This window comes from Streptomyces sp. NPDC001502 (assembly GCF_042894785.1).
Classification (GTDB): Bacteria; Actinomycetota; Actinomycetes; order Streptomycetales; family Streptomycetaceae; genus Streptomyces; species Streptomyces kutzneri.
The window spans coordinates 37990-61358 of sequence record NZ_JBIAVW010000025.1 but is presented as its reverse complement, the minus strand read 5'-3'; the positions used below and the strand labels follow the sequence as shown (position 1 = coordinate 61358).

Genomic DNA, 23369 nt, shown 5'->3' with positions numbered 1-23369 from the left:
CCGGGGGCGGGGCCCGCGCCGTGACCATTCGTCAGGCGGCGTTGCGGGCCCGCCGGTAGAGCACGCTGCCGGCGAGCAGCAGGCCGCCCGCGAGCGGCAGCCCGGCGGTGAGGACGTCACCGGACCCGGTGGCGGCGAGACCGCCGGCCTGTCCCGGGTTGTTCCCGGTCCCCGGACCGCCGGGATGCGTGACCGGGGTGACGGATCCCGTGCCGGGGTTGGCCGGCGTACCGGGGGTACCGGGGTTGCCGGGGGTACCCGGACCACCGGGAGTGCCCGGCCCACCCGGGTTGCCGGGGGTGCCCGGACCACCGGGAGTGCCCGGGGTGCCCGGACCACCGGGGTTACCGGGAGTGCCCGGACCACCGGGATTCCCCGGTCCACCCGGGTTGCCGGGGGTGCCCGGACCACCGGGATTGCCCGGGGTACCGGGGTTACCCGGGTTGCCCGGGTTGCCGGGGCCGCCAGGGTTACCCGGGTTGCCGGGGTTACCCGGACCGCCCGGGTTGCCGGGGTTACCCGGACCACCGGGACCGCCCGGGTGGTCGTCGCACGGTTCGTCGTCGCCCGGGTTGCCGGGCTTCGGCGGCTTGGCGTGGCCCGGTCCGTTCGCGCAGTGGTTCCCGAAGGCCGGGTTGAGGGCTGCCACCACATTGATCGTGTTCCCGCAGACGTTCACCGGCGCGTCCACGGGCGCCTGCAGGTTGTTCCCGGACAGCAGGCCCGGAGAGTTCGCGGCGTGCCCCGAGGCGCCGGAGTCCGCGTGTGCGTAGCCCCCGCCCATCGCGAGGACACCCCCCGCGGCCGCCATGGTGATCAGGGTCTTCCTGGTGACCTGTGCCGGTCGTCGCATCTGTACTCGTCCCCTGGTGTGTACGTTTCGGCCGTCGTCCGACGGCTCGGCCCACCTGGCTCCCCTGCCCGGTACGCCGGAAGTGAGAAGGATCCGGGCCGAAAAGCCCGGTGGCCCCGGAGCGCTGGGATGCGCTCCGGGGCCGAAGACTTCAGACGCGTCAGGCGTTGACGCAGGTGTTGCCGAAGGCCGGGTTCAGCAGGCCGATCACGGAGACCGTGTTGCCGCAGACGTTCACGGGAACGTGGACGGGAACCTGCAGCACGTTGCCGGACAGGACACCGGGCGAGCCGATGGCCGCACCCTGCGCACCCGCGTCGGCGTGGGCCAGGCCCGCACCCGCGAGAACCAGGCCACCGGTGGCAGCCGCAGCGGCGACAACCTTCTTGATCATTGTTCCTCCTAGTAGGCAAATGCGGTCCCAGCCGCGGACCGCAACACCTGTAACGAGGAGGGATCACCGGGGCTACGAGCGTATGAGTGCATTCACTCTTCTCAGTGGGATGCGCACACCTTCTCGAATCTCAGGCGTTGTCGATGAATCGGTCGAGCACCCGCACGCCGAACTTCAGTCCGTCGACCGGCACCCGCTCGTCCACACCGTGGAACATCCCGGCGAAGTCCAGCTCCGGCGGCAGCTGCAGCGGCGCGAAGCCGAAGCAGCGGATGCCGAGGTCGTCGAAGGACTTGGCGTCCGTACCGCCCGAGAGCATGTACGGGACCGCCCGCGCGATCGGGTCCTCGGCCTTCAGGGCGCCCTGCATGGCGTCCACCAGCCTGCCGTCGAAGTCCGTCTCCAGCGCCTTGTCGCCGTGCACGTCCTCCCGCTTCACGCGCGGGCCGAGGATCCGGTCCAGGTCGGCGAAGAACTCGTCCTCGTAGCCCGGCAGGAAGCGGCCGTCGACGTGGGCCGTCGCCTGGCCGGGAATGACGTTGACCTTGTAACCGGCGCCGAGCATCGTCGGGGCGGCCGAGTTGCGCAGCGTCGCGCCGACCATCTTGGCGATGCCGCCGAGCTTGGCGAGCGTCGCGTCCATGTTGTCCGGGTCCAGGGGGGTCCCGAGCGCGTCCGAGAGCTCGTCCAGGAAGCTGCGCACCGTCTTGGTCACGCGGACCGGCCACTGGTGGCGGCCGAGTCGGCCCACGGCCTCGCACAGCTCCGTGATGGCGTTGTCGCTGTTGGTCATGGAGCCGTGGCCCGCGGTGCCCTCCACCGTGAGCCGCATCCAGTGCATGCCCTTCTGGGCGGTCTCCACGAGGTAGAGCCGCAGGTTCTCGTTGACCGTGAAGGAGAAGCCGCCGACCTCGCCGATGGCCTCGGTGACGCCCTCGAACAGGCCCGGGTGCTTGTCGACGAGGTGCCGGGCCCCGTAGATGCCGCCCGCCTCCTCGTCGGCGAGGAAGGCCAGCACGATGTCCCGCGGGGGCTTGCGCCCGCTGCGCATCCGGTCGCGTACGACGGCCAGCGTCATCGCGTCCATGTCCTTCATGTCGACGGCGCCGCGGCCCCACACGCAGCCGTCGGCGATCTCGCCCGCGAAGGGGTCGTACGTCCAGTCGGCGGCGTTGGCCGGAACCACGTCGGTGTGCCCGTGGATCAGCAGCGCCGGCCGCGAGGGGTCCTCCCCCTCGATCCGCGCCACGGTCGAGGCGCGCCCCTTGTGCGACTCGAAGATCTGCGGCTCCAGCCCGACCTCGGCGAGCTTCTCGGCGACCCATTCCGCCGCCTTGCGCTCCCCGGGGCCCGAGTGGTCCCCGTAGTTGCTGGTGTCGATCCGGATGAGGTCCCGGCAGAGGTCGACCACCTCGTCCTCGCCGGAGACGGTCCTGCCCGTGCTCGACTCGCTCACGCTGCTTCCTCCCACTGATCAGTACCGAACCCCCATCCTCCCGCTCCGGGCCGTTCTCCCCAAGGGCGATCCCCGGCCGTCGGGGGGTGTGATCGAGGACCCCGGAATGTTTGGTAATGTTTTCCACGTCGGAACGGCCCGCGAGGGACGCGAGACAGACACCTTGTCCGGGTGGCGGAATGGCAGACGCGCTAGCTTGAGGTGCTAGTGCCCTTTATCGGGCGTGGGGGTTCAAGTCCCCCCTCGGACACCATGGTCAAACGACCAGGAAGAGCCGGTCAGAGCGACGCGAAGTCGCACTGACCGGCTCTTTCGTCGTCCCGTGGCACGGGGCACGTGGCGCCCCCGGTGTGGCCGGTGGTGCCGGTCACCGGGGGCGCGCCGGGTCAGCCCTGTCCGTCCTCCACCCAGGGGCGGAGCTTCTCCGGATTGCGGACCGCCCAGATGCGGGTCACGCGATCGCCGCCGAGCTCGAACGCGGCCACGGTCACGGTGACCCCGGTGTGCTGGGCGACCAGGCCGGGCCGGCCGTTGACCGAGCGTTCCAGGAGCTCCAGTCCGGGAGCCCTGTCGGCGATCTGGATCAGGTACTCGGCGATGCGCGCGCTGCCCTCGATCGGTCGCAGGGCGGCGCCGACCAGTCCGCCGCCGTCGGCGATCATCGCGGCGTCGGGGGCCAGCAGGCCGACGAGGGCTTTGATGTCCCTGGCCTCCCACGCCTCCTTGAAGTTCCGCACCAGTGGGGCCTGTCCGGCCGTCGGGGCCGTCGGGACCTGCGCGGCGCTCACCCGTCGGCGGGCCGACGTCGCCAGCTGCCGGCAGGCCGCCGGCGTCCGGCCGACGATCTCGGCTATCTCGGCGAAGGGGTAGCGGAAGACGTCGTGGAGGATGAAGGCGACGCGTTCGGCCGGGGTCATCGACTCCAGTACGACGAGGAAGGCCATGTTGACCGACTCGTCCAGGGTGACCCGGTCGGCCGGGTCGACCGGCCCCGCCCCGCCGCCCGCCGGCCCGCCGATCCACTCCGCGCGGTCGGGCAGCGGCTCGGGTACCCATTCGCCGACGTAGCGCTCGCGGCGCGCCCGCGCCGAGCCGAGCAGGTCCAGGCAGATGCGGCCGGCGACCGTCGTCAGCCAGGCGCCGGGTGACTCGACGGCCTCCTGCTTCTGCCTCGGCATCGCGTACCAGCGCGCGTAGGTCTCCTGTACCGCGTCCTCGGCCTCGGACAGCGAACCGAGCAGCCGGTAGGCGAGGTTGGTGAGGTGTCCCCGCTCTCCGACGATCACGTCCAGGTGCGGATCGGACGACGTACCCATGCTCACGGCTGCTCCCCCTGGCCCGCCTCTCGGTGCCTCGCCTCACATTTCGCGGGCCCACGTCGTCGGACTACCGAGACCATATCGATCTACGCCGTGAGGCAGAAGAGGGGACCGTCACCATGGCCACACTGACCACGGAGAAGCCGCGTACCTTCACTTTCCTGCAGGTCACCGTCGCCCTGCAGACCTTGGCCATCTTCTTCCAGGCGGCCACCGCCGGGGTGCTGCTGTCCTCGGCCCACGGCGAGCTGCTGCACGGCATCGGAGCGCGCGTGATGTACGGGGCGACGATGCTGTACGTGATCGCCGCGGTGCTGGCGTGGCGGCCGGGCGGCGGGTCGCCCCGGCCCATCCTGTACTCGTCGGGCTTCCTGGTCCTCGCCTCGGTGCAGGTGGTCCTGGGCATCGCGCGCGTGCCGTCGGTCCATGTCCCCCTGGGTGTCCTGATGTTTGCCCTGAGCCTGCTGGCGCTGAGCCGCAGACCGTCGGCCCGCCGGTCCTGATCGGCGCAACAGGGCAGGTCAGAGCGACGCAATGCCGCCCTGACCTGCCCTTTTGCTATGTTGGGACCACATCGGAGGGGCAGACCGGCTGATGGAGGTCCCGTGATGTGGACTGAGGGTGCCGGCCCGCGTCCGCTGTTCGGCGAGGACGCGGACGAGGTGGTCGCCGCCGCCTTGGCGGGTGATCCGTCCGGTGTGGACCGGCTGGTGCGTGAGTACCGGCTGCTGCGGCAGGTCCTCGACGGGGCCCGGGCGGGGATCGCCCTGCTCGACACCGACCGGCGCTATCTGTACGTCAGCCCGCACATGGCCGTGATGAACGGCCTGCCCGCCGAGGCGCTGCTGGGGCGGACGCTGAACGAGGTGCTGCCGGACGTCGAGCGTCCCGACGAGGTGCTGCACGCGGTGCTGCGGGACGGGGAACCCCGGGAGCTGGTCCTGGAGGGCCGTACCCTGGCCGATTCCCCGTACGAGTCGCGGGTGTGGCGGGGGACCTACCACCGGCTGGAAGAGGACGGGCGGGTGCTGGGGCTGGCGGGGATCGGCCTGGAGGTCAGCGCCCCCAGGGAGCGGCAGCGGGAGCTGTCGCGCACCAACCGGCGCCTGCTCCTGCTGGACACCGCCGCGGTGCGGGTCGGCACCACCCTCGATCTGGACACCACCTGTCGTGAGCTGACCGAGTTCCTGGTGCCGGGGCTGGCCGACGCCGCGAGCGTGGAGCTCATCCCGCGGGAGGGGCAGGGCGGGGAGCTGCCCGACGGCGGGGCCCTGCGGCTGCGGCGGGTCGCGGTGGCCTCGGTACGGGATCTTTCCCCGCGGGTGCGGGCGCTCGGCGCGGCCGGGGAGTACGTGGACTACCAGCCCGGTTCGGCGGTCAGGCAGTGCCTGGAGAGCGGCGAGCCGTGGCTGGGCAACTTCTCCTCCGACGAGGCCTTCAGCCGGGCGGCGCCGAGCGCGGACCGGGTCACCGCGTACCGGGATGCGGGCATCCACTCGGGTGTCGTGGTCCCCCTGATCGCCCAGGACCGGCCGATCGGCACCCTCACCCTGGTGCGTGCCGGGGACTCGCCGGCCTTCGGGCGCGAGGACGTCGTCGTGGCCCGGACGCTGGCCGAGCGGGCGGCCGCCAGCCTCGCCAAGGCGGAACGGTTCGCCCGGGAGCAGGGGATGGCCCTGGAACTGCAGCAGGCGCTGCTGTCCGAGCCCACCTTCCCGCACGGCGATCTCGAAGTGGCCTCCCGCTACCTGCCCTCCGGCACGGGTGTCCTGGTGGGTGGGGACTGGTTCGACTGCCTGGCGCTGCCCGGCGGCCGGACCCTGCTGGTGATGGGCGACGTGATGGGCCACGGGGTCGAGGCGGCGGTCGCCATGAGCCACTACCGCTCCCTCATCCGCGCGCTGGCCGCGTCCGGGCATCCGCCGGCGGACATCCTGTGCGAGGCGGACCATGTGGTCTTCGCCGGCGGTCTGGACCGGGTCGCGACCTGTCTGCTCGTCCTGGTCGACCATGCGGCCGGGACCTGCGTCCACGCGAGCGCCGGGCACCTGCCCGCCATGGTCATCGGCCGCGGGCAGGGTCCGTTCCTGGCGCCGGTCCCGGTGGGCCCGCCGCTGGGCACGGGCTACGGCCGGTACGAGGCCGCGTCCTTCGTCCTCAGGCCGGGTTGCGTCCTGATGATGTTCACCGACGGCCTGGTCGAGCGCCGGGGCGAGGACATCGACGCCTCGCTGCGACGGCTGACCGGCATTCCGCTGCTGGTGGACGGGGCCCTGAACGAGGTCATCGACACCGTGCTGGAGGCGCTGCGGGTCACCGACGCGGAGGACGACGTGACGGTCCTGGCCGCCCGTACCGCCGGGCGGCGGCGGCCAGGGCCTTAGGGGGTGTCGAGCAGGACGACCGTCGAAGCCGCCGCACCGGACGGGTCCGGTGCGGCGGCTTCGGCGGAGCGGGATCAGCGGCGGGTGGCGGCGAGTTCGGCCACGCGGCCGCGGACCAGGTACCAGCCGCCGACCAGGGCGGCGCCGATGACCGGGACGAACAGGACCGTGGTGCGGCCGACGCCGCCGTCGCACCACATCAGCACCAGCACGGCGAGCAGGAAGACCAGGGTGACGATCTGCGTGTACGGGGCCCAGGGCAGGCGGTACGAGGGGCGCTCCACGAGGCCCTGCCGGGAACGGCGCCAGAAGAACAGCGAGCAGATCATGACCATCGCCCAGGTGCCGAGGATGCCCAGCGAGGCGAAGTTCAGGACGAGCTCGAAGGCGTCCTTCGGCATCAAGGCGTTCAGCCCGACGCCCGCGAGGCCGAACGCGGCGGTGAACAGGACGCCGCCGTAGGGGACCTTGCCCTTGTTCATGACGCCGGTGAACTTCGGTGCGGAGCCCGACAGGGACATCGAGCGCAGGATGCGGCCGGTGGAGTAGAGGCCGGAGTTCAGGCTGGAGAGGGCCGCCGTCAGGACGACGAGGTTCATGATGCCCGCGGCGCCGGGGACGCCGAGCTTGTCGAAGACGGTGACGAAGGGGCTCTGGTCGGAGCTGTACGCGGTGTAGGGCAGCAGGAGGGCCAGGAGGACGACCGAGCCGACGTAGAAGAGGCCCACGCGCCACATGATCGAGTTGATCGCCTTCGGCATGATCTTCTCGGGGTTCTCGGTCTCGCCGGCGGCGACTCCGCAGAGTTCGACGGAGGCGTACGCGAAGACGACGCCCTGGATCACCAGGAGCATCGGGAGGACGCCGGAGGGGAAGAGCCCGCCGTTGTCGGTGATGTTGGCGAGGCCCGGGGTGCTGCCGCCGATGTCGTGGCTGGTGGCGACGAGCCAGATGCCGACGATCAGGAAGACGACGAGCGCGGCGACCTTGACGAGCGAGAACCAGAACTCCATCTCGCCGAAGTACTTCACCGAGATCAGGTTGGCGGTGAGCACGATGGCGAGGGCGATGAAGGCGAGGACCCACTGGGGGACGTCGGTGAACAGCGACCAGAAGTGGGCGTAGGTCGCGGCGGCCGTGATGTCGGCGACGGTGGTCGTGGACCAGTTCAGGAAGTACAGCCAGCCTGCCGTGTAGGCGCCCTTCTCCCCCATGAACTCACGGGCGTAGGAGACGAAGGCGCCGGAGGAGGGGCGGTAGAGGACGAGCTCGCCGAGCGCCCGGACGACGAAGAAGGCGAAGATTCCGCACACCGCGTAGGCGATCGCCAGGGAGGGGCCGGCGCCGGCGAGGCGGCCGCCCGCGCCGAGGAAGAGGCCGGTGCCGATGGCCCCGCCGATCGCGATCATGTTGATGTGGCGGGACTTGAGGTCCTTGCTGTAGCCCTCGTCACCGGCGTCGACATGGCGGGTCGGCGCCGGGGCGGGTGCCTCGGTCAAGGTGCGGTCACTCAGGTCACTCATGTGGGACTTCGCCTTCGTGGGTGGGACAAGGCAGGCCCTGACCGCCGCGCAGGGGAGCTGGGTGGTGTCCCCTGTGCTGCGATCCGGGTGGTTTGGTCGCAACAGGAGACCATGAGGCTCCACTCCCCTCCAAAAGCACCCCCTGCACGCCGAAGCCCCCGACGACCATGGAAACGGGTGTCGGGGGCTTCGTAGAGGCTGGAAAGCGAGGATGCGAGGTCAGTCGCCCGGGGTGCCCTCCGCCGCCTGGTCGAGGCGGAAGGCCTCGTTCCCGAGGCCGATACGGGCGTGTACTTCGGGGCGGCTGCGGCGCAGCACGGCTCCGTAGACCAGGCCGATCACGACGGCGGCGCCGATGATGCCGGGCAGCGCCCAGCTGAGCGCGGAGCCCTTCTCGGCGCCGACCAGGACGCCGAAGTCCTTGACGGTGTAGACGGCTATGGCGAGCAGGGCGAGGCCGGCGGTGCCGGCTGCGACGAGGCGCCAGACCTGGGCGCCGGCGGTGCCGCGGCGGACGAAGAAGGCGATGACGGCGAAGGAGGCGGCGGCCATGAGCAGGGTCACGCCGAGGGCGCCGACGCTGCCCATCCAGGTGAACAGGTGCAGTACGGGGGTGGTGGGGTCGGGCGGCTGCACGGCGAGGGCGGGGTCGGCGGGGGCCTTGTCCTCGGTGAGCGCGAAGGCGATCACGACGAGGGCGGCGATGCCGGTCTGCAGCAGGGAGCCGGTGGCGGGGGCGCCGGTGCCGGCGTTGGTGCGGCCGAAGGTGGCCGGGAGCAGGCCCTCGCGGCCCATGGCGAAGGCGTAGCGGGCGACCACGTTGTGGAAGCTGAGCATGGCCGCGAACATGCCGGTCACGAAGAGGACGTGCAGGACGTCGGTGAAGGTGGTGCCGAGGCGGCTCTCGGTGAGCTGGAAGAGCAGGGTGGGGCCGGCCTCGGCGGAGGTCTTGACGATCTCGGAGGGGCCCGTGGCGACGGTGAGGGCCCAGGCGCTGACGGCGAAGAAGAGGGCGACGAAGCCGACGGCGAGGAACATCACGCGGGAGACGACGATGTGCGGCTTGCTGGTCTCCTCGGCGTAGACCGGGGACTGCTCGAAGCCGACGAAGGCGGCGATGCAGAAGCAGAGCGCGGTGCCGAAGCCGGCTCCGCCCAGGGTCTCGGGGTTGAAGGCGTGGAGCGAGAGGCCTTCGGCGCCCGGCTTGCCGATGGCGGCGATGTCGAAGACGACGACGAGGACGCACTCGACGAGGAGGAGGACCCCGAGGACCTTCGCATTGAGGTCGATCTTGAGCCAGCCGAGCGCGCCGGTGACGGCGACGGCCAGCAGGGCCGGTATCCACCAGGAGAGTTCGGTGTCCAGGTAGGTGGCGAACAGGCCGGATATCTCGAAGCCGAGGATGCCGAAGACGCCGACCTGCATGGCGCTGTACGCGACGAGGGCGACGAGGGAGGCGCCCGCGCCGGCGGTGGGGCCGAGGCCGCGGGCGATGTACGCGTAGAAGGCGCCGGCGTTGTGGACGTGGCGGCTCATCTCGGCGTAGCCGACGCTGAAGAGCGCGAGGACGGCGCCGAGGATGACGAAGAGCAGGGGCTGGCCGACGATGCCCATGACCCCGAAGGTCGTGGGCATGACACCGGCGACGACCATCAGGGGCGCGCTGGCGGCGAGCACGGACAGGAGCAGTCCTGCGGTGCCGAGGCGGTCGGCGCGCAGGGCCCGGTCCTGACCCTTGTACGTACGGATCTCGGCCGGGTCTTGGAGCGTGGAGGATCTGCCCGTCGGCATGGCGGCGTCCTTTCGGGGGCGTGGTGCTCGGGGGATGGGTGCTTGGGGGCGTCTTCGGGGCGTCCGCGGGCGGTGCGGGCGGGCCGTGCGGTCAGGTGTGGTCAGGTGTGGTCAGGCGGTGCCGAGTGCGACGCCGCGGGCGGCGAGGAAGGCCTTCTGCGGGTCCCGGTCCGGATAGGACCAGGGGGCGCGGGTGGCATGGCTGCCGATGCGGTGGAAGAGGGCGGCGGCCTCGGCGGGGCGGCCCTCGCAGAGTTTGGCGTGGGCGAGGAAGTTGAGGTCGACGCGGTTGCGGGGGTGGTCCTCGCGCTCCCACTCCAGCCACCAGTCGAAGGCGGAGCGCAGCACCTGGCGGGCGCGGCGGCCCGCCCAGTGGGCGGCGGCCGACTCGGGCGAGTGCCCGTGCGTGGCGGCCAGCACCCGGTACCGCTCGGCGTGCGCGACGACGGGGAGCACGGCGAGCGGGGAGTCGGCCGGGGACTCCTCGGCGGCCCAGGAAGCGAAGTCGTAGACCTCGTGGAGCGGGTCCTGGCCGGAGCCGAGGGTGCGTTCGGCCAGTCTGGCGACCATCAGGTGATGGGCGTGGTGGTGCTCGCGGTGGCGGGCCCGGACCTGGTCGAAGTGGCGGCTGAACTCCTCCTCGCTGCCGAAGGCGCGGGAGAGGAGGAGCAGCCCGAGCCAGGGCGTCGGGTCCGCCGGGTGCAGGGCGGCGGCCCGGCGGCAGGCCTCCTCGGCCGCGGCCGGGGTGCCCTTCTGGCGCAGGGCGGTGAAGACGGCGGCGCAGGCGAGCAGGGTGGCGGCGTCGGCGCTCTCCGGTTCGGCGAGCAGCCACTCACGGGCCCAGGCGGAGGCCGCCGGGGTCTGCGCGAGGACGACGACGCGGTGGCCGCGGCGGTCCCAGTCGTCGCCGGTTCCGACGAGGAGGGAACGGGCCCGGGTCCACCGGCCCTGGGTGAACTGGGAGCGTACGTCGACGAGTTCGGCGTCGCACAGGGCCGGGTCGAAGAGCTGGGCCTCCCGCTTGCGGGCGCGGCCGAGGGGCGGCGGAGGCGGGGACATCCGCGGGTTTCCCTCCAGGACGCGGGCGGACGAGGGGGTGCGATGGCCGGATACCCGCGCAAGGCGCACGCGAGGGCTTCGGCCGGGTGGTTCGGGGGATCGCGACGGTGAGCGCGTCGGTGATCACGCACAGCAAAGCGGTACGCCCAGCTCCGCGTCAAGGTCCAGTCCACTCCGTGGCGGGTTTCAACTGCTCTGGGGGTGGTACGAGTTGAGGCGGACTGGCCGGATCTGTGGGTGTCCGCGTCATCTCCTAGGGTGGCCGCATGACCACCTACGACGATCTTCCCCCGTATCTGCTGGGGTTCCCCGGTCCGCTGCGCGACCAGCTGGTCGCGGCCGTACTGAGCGGGGCGAAGACCAGCACCACCGGCCTGCTCGCGGAGTACGAGGCCGAGGACGAGCCGCTGCCGCAGCCCGGTGCCCGGTCCCTGCTGGTGGATTCCGCGGAGCGCGGGGTGGCGGTGGTGGAGGTGACCGCCGTGGAGGTGCTGCGGCTCGGGGACATCGGGCTGCCGCACGCGCTCGACGAGGGCGAGGGGTACACGTCGGTGGCCGAATGGCGTACGGCACATGAGGAGTTCTGGCACAGCGAGCCGGTGCGCGCGGTGATCGGTGACCCGGGGTTCACGGTCGGCGACGACACCCTCGTCATCGCGGAGCGGTTCCGGGTCACCGAACGGCTGGTCTGACCGGGCCCGTCAGCCTGCGCGGGCGGGACCTGACGGGCGCCGTCAGGTCCCGCGGTCGGGCGCCGTCGGACCTCGCCGACGGCAGGCGTCAGGCCTCGCCGACGGGGGGCGTCAGGCCTCGCCGACGGGGGGCGTCAGCCGACGGCCCGGGCCGCGGCGCGGCCCGCCGCCCGGCCCGAGAAGATGCACCCGCCGAGGAAGGTGCCCTCCAGGGCCCGGTACCCGTGCACCCCGCCACCGCCGAATCCGGCCGCCTCGCCCGCCGCGTAGACGCCCGGCAGCGGTTCGCCGGACGCGGTCAGGACGCGTGAGGAGAGGTCGGTCTCCAGGCCGCCCAGTGACTTGCGGGTCAGGATCGACAGCCGTACCGCGATCAGCGGCCCGGCCTTGGGGTCCAGGATCCGGTGCGGGGCGGCCGTGCGGATCAGCTTGTCGCCGAGATATCTGCGGGCGCCGTGGATGGCGGTGACCTGCAGGTCCTTGGTGAAGGGGTTGGCGATCTCCCGGTCGCGGGCCACGATCTCGCCCCGGACGGTGGCCTCGTCGAGGAGGTCCTCCTTGGTGACCGCGTTCATCCCGCGGACCAGGGCGGACAGGTCCCGCTCGACGACGAAGTCGGCGCCGTTGTCCATGAAGGCCCGGACCGGGGCGGGTACGGCCTGGCGCGCGCGGGTGAAGACGTCGCGGATCGACTTGCCGGTCAGGTCCGGGTTCTGCTCGGAGCCGGAGAGGGCGAACTCCTTGCCGATGATGCGCTCGTTCAGCACGAACCAGGTGTGGTCGTGGCCGGTCTTCATGATGTGGTCGAGGGTGCCGAGGGTGTCGAAGCCCGGGAAGAGCGGCACGGGCAGCCGCTTGCCCGTCGCGTCCAGCCACAGCGGGGAGGGGCCGGGCAGGATGCGGATGCCGTGCCGGGCCCAGATCGGGTCCCAGTTCTGGATGCCCTCCGTGTAGTGCCACATCCGGTCCTTGTTGATGTGACTGGCCCCCGCCCGCTCCGCGATGCCGAGCATCAGACCGTCGACGTGCGCGGGAACCCCGGAGAGCATCCGCTGCGGCGGGGTGCCGAGCCGGGCGGGCCACTGCGCGCGGACGAGGTCGTGGTTGCCGCCGATGCCGCCGCTGGTGACGATCACGGCCTGGGCCCGCAGGGTGAACGTGCCGGTGGTCTCGCGGCTGCTGGCGGTGCCGCGTACGGCGTCGGAGGGTTCCAGGATCTCGCCCGTCACGGTGTCCACCGCGCCGGCCGTGGCGGAGAGCCCGGTGACCCGGTGGCGGAACGCGAACCGGACCAGGCCGCGGGCCACTCCGGCCCGCACCCGCCGCTCGAAGGGCTCCACCAGGCCGGGGCCGGTGCCCCAGGTGATGTGGAAGCGGGGTACGGAATTCCCGTGGCCGTTGGCGTCGTAGCCGCCGCGCTCCGCCCAGCCGACCACCGGGAAGAAGCGGACGCCCTGGGCGTGCAGCCAGGAGCGCTTCTCGCCGGCCGCGAAGTCCACGTAGGCCTCGGCCCAGCGGCGCGGCCAGGCGTCCTCGTCGCGGTCGAATCCGGCGGTGCCCAGCCAGTCCTGGAGGGCGAGCGCGTGGCTGTCCTTGATCCGCATCCGGCGCTGTTCGGGCGAGTCCACGAAGAAGAGTCCGCCGAAGGACCAATGCGCCTGTCCGCCGATCGACCGCTCCGGCTCCTGGTCGAGCAGGATGACCTTGCGGCCCGCGTCGACGAGCTCGGCGGTGGCCACGAGCCCCGCGAGCCCGGCTCCGATCACGATCACGTCTGCGTCGTACGTCATGCGGTTACCCGTCCTCCGTCGATGGTGGGGCAGATCCTTGGCTACGGAGCGGTAACCAGTCAACAGCGGTGATTGGATGACCTGTATGAGTGCCGCTGACGAAGTGCTGGACGTGGTGGACCGGGACGACCGGGTCGTCGGACAGGCCCCGCGGGGCGAGGTGTACGCCCGGGGGCTGCTCCACCGTTGTGTGTTCGTGCAGGCCAGGGACGCCGAGGGGCGGATCTTCGTACACCGGCGGACCGCCTCGAAACTGGTCTTCCCCTCGCACTACGACATGTTCGTGGGCGGGGTGCTGGGCGCCGGCGAGAGCTACGCGCAGGCCGCGCTGCGCGAGGCCGAGGAGGAGCTGGGGGTGCGGGGGCTGGCACAGCCGACGCCGCTGTTCAAGTTCCTGTACGAGGGTCCGGGCGGGGCCTGGTGGTCGTACGTGCACGAGGTGCGGTGCGAGCTGCCCGTGGCCCCGCAGGTCTCGGAGGTCGACTGGCACACGTACCTCACCCAGGAGGAGCTGGACCGGCGGGTGGACGGCGGGGAGTGGGCCTGGGTGCCGGACGGGCTGGAGGCGTACCGGCGGCTGCGCGCGCATCCGGAATCCCGCTTGTAGATTTATCGGGTGATCGACTTCGTCAAGGACGTGCGCCTCTGGTTCGCACCCTCGCGGCTGAGGGACGAGGGCGAGACCCCGGACTACCGCTTCTCGCTGGCCAACGAACGGACCTTCCTCGCCTGGATCCGGACCTCGCTGGCCTTGGTGGGCGGCGGCTTCGCCGTCGACCAGTTCCTGCCGGACCTGCGCTGGGGGGTGCGGGTCGGGATGGCCTTCACGCTGCTCGCGGTGGGCGCGGCGTGTGCGCTGCGGGCGGTGAACCACTGGGTGCGGTGCGAGCGGGCGATGCGGCGGGGCGAGGATCTGCCGCTGTCGCGCTTCCCGGTGCTGCTGAGCCTGGGCGTGGGGCTGGTGGCGGTGACGATGGTGGTGGTCGTGCTGCTGGGCTGGACGACGGGGCGGTGAGCACCTCGGGCACGGACCGCGATGCCGGGCTGCAGCCCGAGCGGACCCGGCTCGCGTGGCGGCGGACGACGCTGGCCTCCTCGGTGGTGGCGGTACTGGCGCTGCGGCAGGCGTTGCGCGGGACGGGCGCGCCGGTGGAGGTGGGCGGAGCGGCGGCCATCGCGCTGATCTGGCTGGCGTTCCTGTGGGTGGCCCACCGGCGGATCCGGACGCTGGCGGCCGGCCGGCCGCGGGAGCTCGCGCCGCGGGCGGCCCTGGCGGTGGTGGCGTGCACGGTGGCGCTGGCGGTCTTCGCGATGACGGTGATCCTCTGAGCCGTCGGCCGGTGTGATGATCGCGCTTCGCCGCGCCACTGCGACACAACGGGCGATACCCGGCAATCCGCACTAACCTCGGCGCCATGACGACCCTGCACCACGAACACCCCACGCACCAGCACACGCACGGCACGGACTGCGGGCACCAGGCGGTCGCGCACGGCGACCACGTCGACTACGCGCACGACGGCCATCTGCACCGGGAGCACTCGGGGCACTGGGACGAGTGCGAGCCCAGCGGGCACACCACGCACGACGCCCACGCGCACGCGCACGGTGTGGACTGCGGGCACGAGACGGTCCGGCACGGCGATCACGTGGACTACCTGCACGACGGGCACCGGCACGCGGAGCACGACGGACACTACGACGACCACTGACCTGACCTCCGACCTGACCACTTGACCGGATCACCGGCCGGATCACCGGCCGGGCCACCGGCTGAAGGTCCGGCCGGGAGCGGTACCCGCCCTCCCCCGGCGCGGCAACGGCTGGCAGGATGCCGACCGTTCGTCGAAGCGACCCGGGGAGAGCGCAGATGTCCGTCGAAGAGCCGTACCTCGTCCAGCCGGCACCGGGGGTGTACGCCTACGTCCAGCCGGACGGCGGCTGGTGCCTCAACAACGCCGGATTCGTGACCGACGGGGGCCGGACCCTGCTCGTGGACACGGCCGCCACCGAGCGGCGGGCCCTGGCCCTGCGCGCCGCGGTCGTGGCGGCCGGGGTGCCGCTCCCCCGCACCGTGGTCAACACCCACCACCACGGCGACCACACGTACGGAAACGGCGTCTTCGCCCCCGAGGCGCTGATCCTCGGGCACGACAACGCACGGTCCGAGCAGCTCGCGGCCGGGCACCAGCTGGAGCTGATCTGGCCCGCCACGGACTTCGGCGCGATCGACATCGTGCCGCCCGACCTCACCTACAGCGACCGGGCGACCCTGCACATCGGCGCGACGGAGGTGCGGGTCATCCACCCGGGCGTCGCGCACACCACCGGGGACTCGGTCGTGTGGCTGCCCGGGCAGCGGGTGGTGTTCACCGGCGACCTGGTCTTCGCCGGGGGGACGCCCTTCCTGGCGATGGGCTCCCTCGCCGGCTCGCTGCGGGCACTGGAGCTGCTGCGTTCGCTGGACGCGGAGACCGTCGTACCGGGCCACGGACCCCTGACCGACCCCTCGGCGTACGACTCCACCGAGCGCTACCTGCGGTACGTGGCCGAGCTCGCCCGGGAGGGCCGGGCGAAGGGACTGTCCCCGCTGGAGGTGGCCCGGCAGGCCGATCTCGGCGAGTTCGGATCCTGGCGGGAGAGCGAGCGCCTGGTGGCGAACGTGCACCGGGCGTACGCGGAGCTGGCCGGCCGGCCGGAGGGCGCGCCGCTGGACATCCTCGCGGTCCTGACGGACATGACCGTGATGAACGGCGGAACACCGATCCTCTGCCACGCCTGACGTCGCCGGAGACCACCGGATCTGGCCGAAGCCTGCCGGATCTCGCCGGGCGGAGAGTTTTCTTTCCGCCTGGACCCTGGACGACATACCGACTGGTCGGCATGATGGCTCGCGACGGTGCTCCGACGCACCGTCGTTCTTCCTCTCGTCCCGTCGAATCGCATGGAGGTGCGCACCATGACCTCAGCCCCGGCCGACCCGCGCGGCCTGGATCTGGAGCGGCTGCGCGGTCATCTCGACCGGGCCCGGCCGGGACTCGTGGCCGGGGCGCTGCGCGGCCGGCTCATCGAGGGCGGCCGGTCGAATCTCACCTACGAGATCACCGACGGGACCGCCCGCTGGGTGGTCCGCCGGCCGCCGCTGGGTCACGTCCTGGCCACCGCGCACGACATGCGGCGCGAGCACCGGGTCATCGAGGCGCTGCACGGCACGGCCGTGCCGGTGCCCGAGCCGCTGCTCCTGTGCGAGGACGAGGCCGTGCTCGGGGCGCCGTTCTACGTCATGGAGTTCGTGGACGGAGTCCCGTACCGGACGGCCGAGCAGCTCGCCGCGATCGGCCCGGAGCGGACCCGGCGGGCGGTGCTGGGCCTGGTGGACACCCTCGTCGACCTGCACGCGGTGGACCCGGAAGCGGTGGGCCTGGGCGACTTCGGCCGGCCCGAGGGCTTCCTGGACCGGCAGCTGCGCCGCTGGGGCAAGCAGCTCGCGGCCTCCCGGGGCCGGGAGCTCGCCGGGATCGACGAGCTGCACGGCGCGCTCGGCCGGACGCTGCCCGACTCCCCCGCCCCGACCGTGGTGCACGGGGACTTCCGGCTCGACAACGTCCTGATCGGCGGATCCCCGTCCGGCACCGACTCCATCCGGGCGGTACTGGACTGGGAGATGTCCACGCTCGGGGATCCGCTGACCGACCTCGGGCTGCTGGTGATGTACAGCTCGGACCTGGGCCTGACCGGATCGCCGGTCAGTACGACGAGCGGGGCGCCGGGCCATCCGACGCCGGCCGAGATCGTCGAGCGGTACGCCGCCCGCTCGGGCCGGGACACCGGGGCCATCGCCTGGTACACGGCCTTCGCCTGGTTCAAGCTCGCCGTGATCCTTGAGGGCATCCACTACCGCTACACGCTGGGGCAGACCGTCGGGGCGGGTTTCGACCGGATCGGCGAGCTGGTCCCGGTCTTCATCGAGCACGGACTGACCACTCTCCAGGACCGCCAGGACCGCCAGGACCGCCAGGAAGGCTGAGGCACTCACCCATGGATTTCGCATTCGACACCCGGACCGAGGAACTCCGCGAGCGGCTGCTCGCGTTCATGGAGGAGTACGTCTACCCGGCGGAGCCCGTCGCCGCCGAGCAGCGCGCACGGCTGGCCTCGCCCTGGGACACCCCGGCCGTCTTCGGTGAACTGAAGGCCGAGGCGCGCCGCCAGGGCCTGTGGAACCTCTTCCTCCCCAGCGCCGAGCACGGCGCGGGGCTGACCAACCTCCAGTACGCGCCGCTCGCCGAGATCACCGGCCGCAGCCCGCACCTGGCGCCGATGGCCACCAACTGCGCGGCCCCGGACACCGGGAACATGGAGCTGCTCGCCCAGTTCGGGAACGAGGAGCACAAGAAGCGGTGGCTGGAGCCCCTGCTGACCGGCGAGATCCGCTCCGCGTTCGCGATGACCGAGCCCGAGGTGGCCTCCTCGGACGCGACGAACATCGAGACCCGCATCGAGCGCGACGGTGACGAGTACGTGGTCACCGGCCGCAAGTGGTTCATCTCCGGGGCGATGAACCCGGACTGCGAGATCTTCATCGTGATGGGCAAGACCGACCCGGACGGCGCCGATCCGCGCCGGCAGCAGTCGATGGTCCTGGTGCCGCGCGACACCCCGGGGGTCGAGGTGCGCCGGGCCATGACGGTGTACGGGTACGAGGACCACGACCACGGCGGCCACGCCGAGGTGGTCTTCGACGGGGCCCGGGTCCCGGCGGCGAGCCTGATCGGCGAGGAGGGCTCCGGCTTCGCCATCGCCCAGGCCCGGCTCGGCCCGGGCCGCATCCACCACTGCATGCGGCTGATCGGGATGGCGGAGCGGGCCATCGAGCTGATGTGCCGGCGCGCGGTGGAACGTACCGCCTTCGGCAAGCCGCTGGCCGCCCAGGGCGTCGTACAGAACTGGATCGCCGACGCCCGGGTGACGGTGGAGCAGCTGCGGCTGCTGGTGCTGAAGACGGCCTGGCTGATGGACACGGTCGGCAACCGGGGCGCGCACGCCGAGATCCAGGCCATCAAGATCGCGACCCCGCGGGCGGTCGTGCGGATCCTGGACGACGCGGTGCAGCTGCACGGCGCGGGCGGGGTGAGCCAGGACTTCCCGCTGGCCGAGCTGTGGGCGGCGGCGCGGACCCTGCGGCTGGCCGACGGGCCGGACGAGGTGCACCAGCGGTCGTTGGCGCGGCGGGAGTTGAAGCGGTACGCGGCCGGTCGCCCGTGAACGTGTGGGAATCGTGCGGGAGTTCATGTGAACTCGTGTGCGAGGTGAAGGCGATGCGGGGGACCCTTTAAGAAACCTTGTTGAACAACCCCGTAACCCCAAAGCGTTCTTGATTTGCGCCTGTCAATCGGAACAGGGTTCTCCAGAAGGTCTGACGCCCCCAACGTCAACACGAGGAGAACCCTCCAGATGGCAACTCATAAGCGCTCGCGCGGCTTCCGGTACGCGGCGGTCGGCACGGGAGCCGCCACGGCGGCTGCCGTGGCCCTGCTCGCCACCCCCCTCGCGGGAGCGGCGACACCGCCCGAAGGCACGGTGTACGGCCTCGGCGCGCCCGGCGCGATCAGCGGAAGCTACGTCGTCATACTCGACGCATCCGCGAACAAGGAACAGCTCGCCCGGAAGTACGGTGGCGAGCTGAAGCGCTCATACGGCTCCGGGGTCAACGGTTTCTCGGCCTCGGGCCTCAGCGAGACCGAGGCGAAGCGGCTCGCCGCGGACCCGGCCGTCGGCAAGGTCGTGCAGAACAAGAAGTTCACCATCAACGCCACCCAGACCAACCCGCCCTCATGGGGGCTGGACCGCATCGACCAGACCGCGCAGGCGGGCGACAAGAAGTACACCTACCCCGACAGCGGCGGCGAGGGCGTGACGGCGTACGTCATCGACACCGGCGTGCGCACCACCCACAAGGACTTCGGCGGCCGTGCGACGTCCGGGTTCGACGCGGTGGACAACGACGACAGCGCCGACGACGGCAACGGCCACGGCACGCACGTGGCCGGCACCATCGCGGGGACCGCGCACGGCGTCGCCAAGAAGGCGAAGGTGGTCGCGGTGCGGGTGCTGGACGACAACGGCTCCGGCACCACCGAGCAGGTGGTCGCCGGGATCGACTGGGTCACGAAGAACCACTCGGGGCCCTCGGTGGCCAACATGAGCCTGGGCGGCGGCGCCGACGAGGCCCTCGACGAGGCGGTGCGCCGGGCCGTCGCCGCGGGTGTCACCTTCACCGTGGCGGCGGGCAACGAGTCGGCCGACGCCGGCCAGGGCTCGCCGTCCCGGGTCACGGAGGCGATCACGGTGGCGTCGAGCACGATCGACGACGAGCAGTCCTCGTTCTCGAACTTCGGCTCCGTGGTGGACCTGTACGCGCCGGGCTCGGACATCACGTCCACCTGGAACGACAGCGACACGGGGACGAAGACCATCTCGGGCACGTCCATGGCGGCCCCGCACGCGGCCGGCGCCGCGGCGGTCTACCTGGCGGGGCACCCGACCGCGACTCCGGCGCAGGCAGCCGCGGCACTGACCGGGGCGGCCACGTCCGGGGCGGTCACCAACCCGTCCGCGGGCACGGCGAACAAGCTGCTGAAGGTCGCCCCGTAGCGGTGGCCCGCTAGGCGTCCCGAAGCTCCAGGGGCCCTCTCCTCGTACGGACCCGGGGGATCCGTACGAGGCGGGGGCCCCGTTCGCGCCGGTCCGGCCGTCCCTGTCCGCCGGGGCGGCGCCCGACGGCTCCCCGACGGCTCCCCGACGGACTGCCGGGTCCTACGGACGCAGCGCGCGCAGCAGCAGGTCGGCGAGGTGATCGGCGACCTGCTGCGGCGTGAGCGGGCCGTCCGCCCGGTACCAGGTGGACAGGTGGTGGACGGAGCCGAAGTGGTAGTCCACCACCAGGTCGGCGGGGGTGGCGCTGGAGAACACACCCGTACGCTGGCCCTCCTCGACCAGCGCCCGGAAGCGCTCGTGGTAGCGCCGGCGCTCGGCCCTCACCTGCTTGGACTTCTCCGGGCTGAGCTGGTGCATCGACCGGAAGAAGATCATCGCGTCGTCGAGGTTCTCGATGGTCGTGACGACCACGTCGGCGGCCGCGGTGCGCAGCCGCTCCTCGACGGGTGCGTCGGAATCGGCCACCGCGTCCAGGCGCTGCTGCTGGAGCCGCAGCATCCGCGCGTACACCTCGTGCAGCAGATCGTCCTTGGACCCGAAGTAGTGGTAGAGCGCGCCCTTCGTGACACCGGCCGCCTCGACGATCTCCTGGACCGAGGTGCGGTCGTAGCCGCGCTCGGCGAACAGCCGGGTGGCGACGGCCAGCAGCCGCTGCGGTACCGGGGCCTCGTGCGTGCCTGCGGGTTCCGTGGTCCGTGCCGCCATGGCGCTGACCTTCCCTTCCTCGTTCCTGCCTGGTCACGGCGACCAGCTGTACGACCGTCCGACTGTTTTCAGCCGCGATCGCGCAGTTCCCGTCGCAGGATCTTGCCACTGGTCGTCTTCGGAAGGACAGGCAGGATCTCGACCTGGCGCGGGTATTTGTACGCGGCGATGCGCTCGGCGCAGTAGGCGGCGAGCTCCGCCGGCTCCACCGAGGTGCCGGGACGCAGGCTCACGTACGCCTTCACGCTCTCCCCGCGGTACGCGTCGGGGACGCCGACCACGGCGGCCTCACGGACGGCGGGGTGGGTGTAGAGCACGTCCTCGACCTCCCGCGGCCAGACCTTGAAGCCGGAGGCGTTGATCATGTCCTTCTTGCGGTCGACGACGTAGAGCCAGCCGTCGGGGTCCATGAATCCGACGTCGCCGGTGCGCAGTTCGCCGTCCGGGAAGGCCTTGGCGGACTCCGCGGGCAGGCCCCAGTAGCCGGGCACCACCTGGGGGCCGCGGACGGCTATCTCGCCGGTCTCGCCGAAGGGGACCTCGGCGCCCTGCTCGTCGAGGATGCGGACCACGGTGTCGGCGCCGGGCAGGCCCACGGAGAGGGTGCCGGAGGCGGGGTCGACGGGGGCTTCGAGGTGCACGGGCACGCTGGCGCACGGGGCGGTGCACTCGGTGAGGCCGTAGCCGTTGCGGAGGTAGAAGCCGAAGGCGGTGCGCAGGCGCTCCACGAGCGCGGGCGGGAGCGGTGCGCCGCCCGAGGAGATCACCTGGAACGAGGCGAAGTGGTCCGGGGTGACCCCGGGGTGGGCGGCGAGGGCCATGAAGGCGGTGGCCGGGCCGACGGTGTAGGCCGGGCGGTGTTCGAGGAAGGCGTCGAGGACGGCGCCGGCGTCGAAGCGGTGGGCGAGGACCAGGGTGCCGGCGTTGACGAGGCAGGCGGCGAGCTCGCAGACCATGCCGGTGATGTGGAAGAGGGGCGCGAGGGCGAAGTAGGTGGCGCCCTCGGGGAGGGGGTGGGAGGTCACCTGCCGGACGGCGTTGTAGGTGAGCGCGCCGTGCGGGTTCATCGCGCCCTTGGGGGTGCCGCTGGTGCCGGAGGTGTAGCTGATGAGGGCGGTGTCGGCGGCGGTGAGGGACGGGTCGGCCGGCGCGGGTCGCCTGCCGCGGGCCACGGTGAGGAGGTCGGCGGTGCTGAGGGCGGAGGCGGCGGGGCATGCGGCCTCCGGGCCGGCCGGATGGTTCCTGCCGGGCACCGCGCCGGGCGCTTTCGGTGTGTCCGGCGCGTCCGCCTGGGCGGGCACGAACGGCCGGGCGGGCACGAACGGCCGGGCGGGCACGAACGGCCGGGCGGGGGCCGTGTTCCGGTCCGGCGCCGGGCCGAAGACGCGCGGGTCGTCGCGCGTCTGGAAGTCCGGGTCCGAAGCGGTCAGCACGGTCCGCACGGCGCTGTCCCGCGCGGCCTCGCGCAGGTACGCCGTCCACGCGCCGCCGTCGCAGACCAGTGCGGCGGCCCCGGAGTCGCGGAGGATGTGCCCGACCTCGCCGGACTTGTACATGGGGTTGAGCGGGACGACGACGGCCCCGGCCTTCCATGCCGCGAGGACGGCGAGCACGAAGTGCGGGGTGTTCTGCAGCATGACGGCGACCCGGTCCCCGCGGCGGATGCCGCGCGCCGCGAGGTGGCCGGCGACGGAGTCGGAGAGCGCGTCGGCCTCCGCGTAGCCGATCCGGCCGTCGAAGTAGGCCAGGGCGGTGCGTTCGGGGGCCCGGGCGACGGCCTCGCGGAAGGCGTGCAGCACGGTGGGCGGCGGTGCGACGGGCGCCCGCTGGGCCGCGGCGAGCAGCCCGAGCCACGGCTTGGCGGCGTACCGGGAGGCGTACCGGGAGGCGTCGGAGGCGTACCGGGCGGAGGTCACCGGGTCTCCCATTTCTGCTGGAGGTGGTTCATGCCGCTCAGCCAGCGGTCCGGCTCGGTGGCGCGGGCGGCGTAGAAATCGGCGACCTCGGGGTGCGGGAGGATCAAGAACCGGCCCTTCTCCATGCCGTCGAACAACGCGTCCGCGACCGCTTCCGGCTCGATCGCGGTCGGCGCGAGCACGAGTTCGCCCGCCGAGCCCGCGGCGGTCAGCATGTCGGTGCGCACCCCTTGCGGGCAGATGGCGTGGACCTGGACCCCGCGGTGGCGGTAGGTCAGCGAGAGCCATTCGGCGAAGGCGAGCGCACCATGCTTGGTGACACTGTACGGGGCCGCTCCGATCATGGTCAGGAGCCCGGCGGCCGAGACGGTGGAGACGAAGCGGCCGCTCTCCCGCTCCAGCCAGTCCGGCAGCAGCGCTCTGGCGGCGCGGACGTGGGCCATGACGTTGGTGTCCCAGGCCGCTTCCCAGACGGCCTCGTCGGCGAAGGCGTCGCCGCCCGAGGCGAGCCCGGCGTTGGCGCAGTAGACGTCGACCGTGCCGCCGAGGGCCTCGCGGGCCTCGGCCACGATCGCCGAGGCGTCGCCCGGAACCGGGATCGCCTGCGCGCCGATGGCGGCCGCGACCGCGGCGGCCTTGGCCGGGTCGAGGTCGTTGACCACCACCGTGGCGCCCTCGGCCGCGAAGCGGTGGGCGAGGGCGGCGCCGATGCCGCCGCCCGCGCCGGTGACGACGACTCGCTGGTCCTGGTACGCGCTCACGGGGTCCAC

At 72.2% G+C, this 23369-nt stretch carries 22 protein-coding genes and 1 tRNA gene; 12 read left to right on the top strand and 11 right to left on the bottom strand.

What is annotated here, in order from left to right; genetic code table 11:
• Positions 1-31: 31 nt before the first annotated feature.
• The 3 genes from ACFY0D_RS33100 to ACFY0D_RS33090 form a co-directional block, all read right to left on the bottom strand.
• Entirely contained in the window at positions 32-853 is an 822-nt protein-coding gene (locus ACFY0D_RS33100; RefSeq protein WP_390801631.1) for a chaplin, read from the bottom strand.
• 160 nt (positions 854-1013) lie between these two features.
• A complete protein-coding gene (chpH, locus tag ACFY0D_RS33095; protein ID WP_033223906.1) occupies positions 1014-1247 on the bottom strand; it encodes a chaplin ChpH in 234 nt (77 codons plus the stop codon).
• 130 nt (positions 1248-1377) lie between these two features.
• A complete protein-coding gene (locus tag ACFY0D_RS33090) occupies positions 1378-2703 on the bottom strand; it encodes a M20/M25/M40 family metallo-hydrolase (protein WP_030009121.1) in 1326 nt (441 codons plus the stop codon).
• A 165-nt stretch (positions 2704-2868) separates the two neighbouring features.
• Between ACFY0D_RS33090 and ACFY0D_RS33085 the strand changes: the two genes are divergently transcribed.
• Positions 2869-2956 (top strand) — tRNA-Leu (locus ACFY0D_RS33085).
• A 133-nt stretch (positions 2957-3089) separates the two neighbouring features.
• Here ACFY0D_RS33085 and sigJ read toward each other — a convergent pair.
• A complete protein-coding gene (gene sigJ / locus ACFY0D_RS33080) occupies positions 3090-4019 on the bottom strand; it encodes an RNA polymerase sigma factor SigJ (RefSeq protein ID WP_390801630.1) in 930 nt (309 codons plus the stop codon).
• Positions 4020-4141: 122 nt separating this feature from the next.
• Between sigJ and ACFY0D_RS33075 the strand changes: the two genes are divergently transcribed.
• Complete coding sequence (locus ACFY0D_RS33075; RefSeq protein WP_301372165.1) at positions 4142-4525, top strand: hypothetical protein; 384 nt, start codon at positions 4142-4144, stop codon at positions 4523-4525.
• A gap of 105 nt (positions 4526-4630) precedes the next feature.
• Positions 4631-6406 (top strand): SpoIIE family protein phosphatase, encoded by a 1776-nt coding sequence (locus tag ACFY0D_RS33070; protein WP_390801673.1) that lies wholly within the window; start codon positions 4631-4633, stop codon positions 6404-6406.
• Between the two features lie 74 nt (positions 6407-6480).
• Here the strand turns inward: ACFY0D_RS33070 and ACFY0D_RS33065 are convergent, their stop codons facing one another.
• The 3 genes from ACFY0D_RS33065 to ACFY0D_RS33055 form a co-directional block, all read right to left on the bottom strand.
• Positions 6481-7920, bottom strand: coding sequence for an amino acid permease (locus tag ACFY0D_RS33065; RefSeq protein WP_390801672.1), 1440 nt, complete (start codon positions 7918-7920; stop codon positions 6481-6483).
• A 228-nt stretch (positions 7921-8148) separates the two neighbouring features.
• Positions 8149-9720 (bottom strand): APC family permease, encoded by a 1572-nt coding sequence (locus ACFY0D_RS33060; RefSeq protein ID WP_390801629.1) that lies wholly within the window; start codon positions 9718-9720, stop codon positions 8149-8151.
• A 111-nt stretch (positions 9721-9831) separates the two neighbouring features.
• Positions 9832-10779, bottom strand: coding sequence for a hypothetical protein (locus ACFY0D_RS33055; RefSeq protein WP_390801628.1), 948 nt, complete (start codon positions 10777-10779; stop codon positions 9832-9834).
• Between the two features lie 266 nt (positions 10780-11045).
• Between ACFY0D_RS33055 and ACFY0D_RS33050 the strand changes: the two genes are divergently transcribed.
• Positions 11046-11471, top strand: coding sequence for an ASCH domain-containing protein (locus tag ACFY0D_RS33050; protein WP_390801627.1), 426 nt, complete (start codon positions 11046-11048; stop codon positions 11469-11471).
• A gap of 134 nt (positions 11472-11605) precedes the next feature.
• Here ACFY0D_RS33050 and ACFY0D_RS33045 read toward each other — a convergent pair whose 3' ends face one another.
• Positions 11606-13261 carry an FAD-binding dehydrogenase gene (locus ACFY0D_RS33045; protein WP_390801626.1) on the bottom strand — a complete coding sequence of 552 codons (1656 nt, stop codon included), beginning with the start codon at positions 13259-13261 and terminating at the stop codon, positions 11606-11608.
• An 85-nt stretch (positions 13262-13346) separates the two neighbouring features.
• Here ACFY0D_RS33045 and ACFY0D_RS33040 point away from each other — a divergent pair, with 85 nt between their 5' ends.
• The 8 genes from ACFY0D_RS33040 (at position 13347) to ACFY0D_RS33005 (ending at position 19915) form a co-directional block, all read left to right on the top strand.
• Positions 13347-13868: an NUDIX domain-containing protein gene (locus ACFY0D_RS33040; RefSeq protein WP_351158294.1), complete on the top strand. Its 522-nt coding sequence runs from the start codon at positions 13347-13349 to the stop codon at positions 13866-13868.
• A 9-nt stretch (positions 13869-13877) separates the two neighbouring features.
• Positions 13878-14276 carry a YidH family protein gene (locus tag ACFY0D_RS33035; RefSeq protein WP_030012404.1) on the top strand — a complete coding sequence of 133 codons (399 nt, stop codon included), beginning with the start codon at positions 13878-13880 and terminating at the stop codon, positions 14274-14276.
• Positions 14273-14590 (top strand): DUF202 domain-containing protein, encoded by a 318-nt coding sequence (locus ACFY0D_RS33030; RefSeq protein WP_390801625.1) that lies wholly within the window; start codon positions 14273-14275, stop codon positions 14588-14590. Before ACFY0D_RS33035 ends, ACFY0D_RS33030 begins: the two co-directional genes overlap by 4 nt.
• 86 nt (positions 14591-14676) lie before the next feature.
• Positions 14677-14973 carry a hypothetical protein gene (locus ACFY0D_RS33025; protein WP_390801624.1) on the top strand — a complete coding sequence of 99 codons (297 nt, stop codon included), beginning with the start codon at positions 14677-14679 and terminating at the stop codon, positions 14971-14973.
• A 158-nt stretch (positions 14974-15131) separates the two neighbouring features.
• A complete protein-coding gene (locus tag ACFY0D_RS33020) occupies positions 15132-16043 on the top strand; it encodes an MBL fold metallo-hydrolase (protein WP_390801623.1) in 912 nt (303 codons plus the stop codon).
• Positions 16044-16220: 177 nt separating this feature from the next.
• Positions 16221-17288, top strand: coding sequence for a phosphotransferase family protein (locus tag ACFY0D_RS33015; RefSeq protein WP_390801622.1), 1068 nt, complete (start codon positions 16221-16223; stop codon positions 17286-17288).
• Positions 17289-17299: 11 nt separating this feature from the next.
• Complete coding sequence (locus ACFY0D_RS33010) at positions 17300-18526, top strand: acyl-CoA dehydrogenase family protein (protein ID WP_390801621.1); 1227 nt, start codon at positions 17300-17302, stop codon at positions 18524-18526.
• 189 nt (positions 18527-18715) lie between these two features.
• Entirely contained in the window at positions 18716-19915 is a 1200-nt protein-coding gene (locus tag ACFY0D_RS33005; RefSeq protein WP_390801620.1) for a S8 family serine peptidase, read from the top strand.
• A gap of 162 nt (positions 19916-20077) precedes the next feature.
• Here the strand turns inward: ACFY0D_RS33005 and ACFY0D_RS33000 are convergent, their stop codons facing one another.
• The 3 genes from ACFY0D_RS33000 to ACFY0D_RS32990 form a co-directional block, all read right to left on the bottom strand.
• Positions 20078-20683, bottom strand: coding sequence for a TetR/AcrR family transcriptional regulator (locus ACFY0D_RS33000; RefSeq protein WP_030010409.1), 606 nt, complete (start codon positions 20681-20683; stop codon positions 20078-20080).
• Between the two features lie 68 nt (positions 20684-20751).
• Positions 20752-22611, bottom strand: coding sequence for an AMP-binding protein (locus ACFY0D_RS32995; RefSeq protein ID WP_390801619.1), 1860 nt, complete (start codon positions 22609-22611; stop codon positions 20752-20754).
• The gene (locus ACFY0D_RS32990; protein WP_390801618.1) at positions 22596-23360 is read right to left on the bottom strand and encodes an SDR family oxidoreductase; all 765 of its coding nucleotides are present in this window, start codon (positions 23358-23360) and stop codon (positions 22596-22598) included. Before ACFY0D_RS32990 ends, ACFY0D_RS32995 begins: the two co-directional genes overlap by 16 nt.
• Positions 23361-23369: the final 9 nt, after the last annotated feature.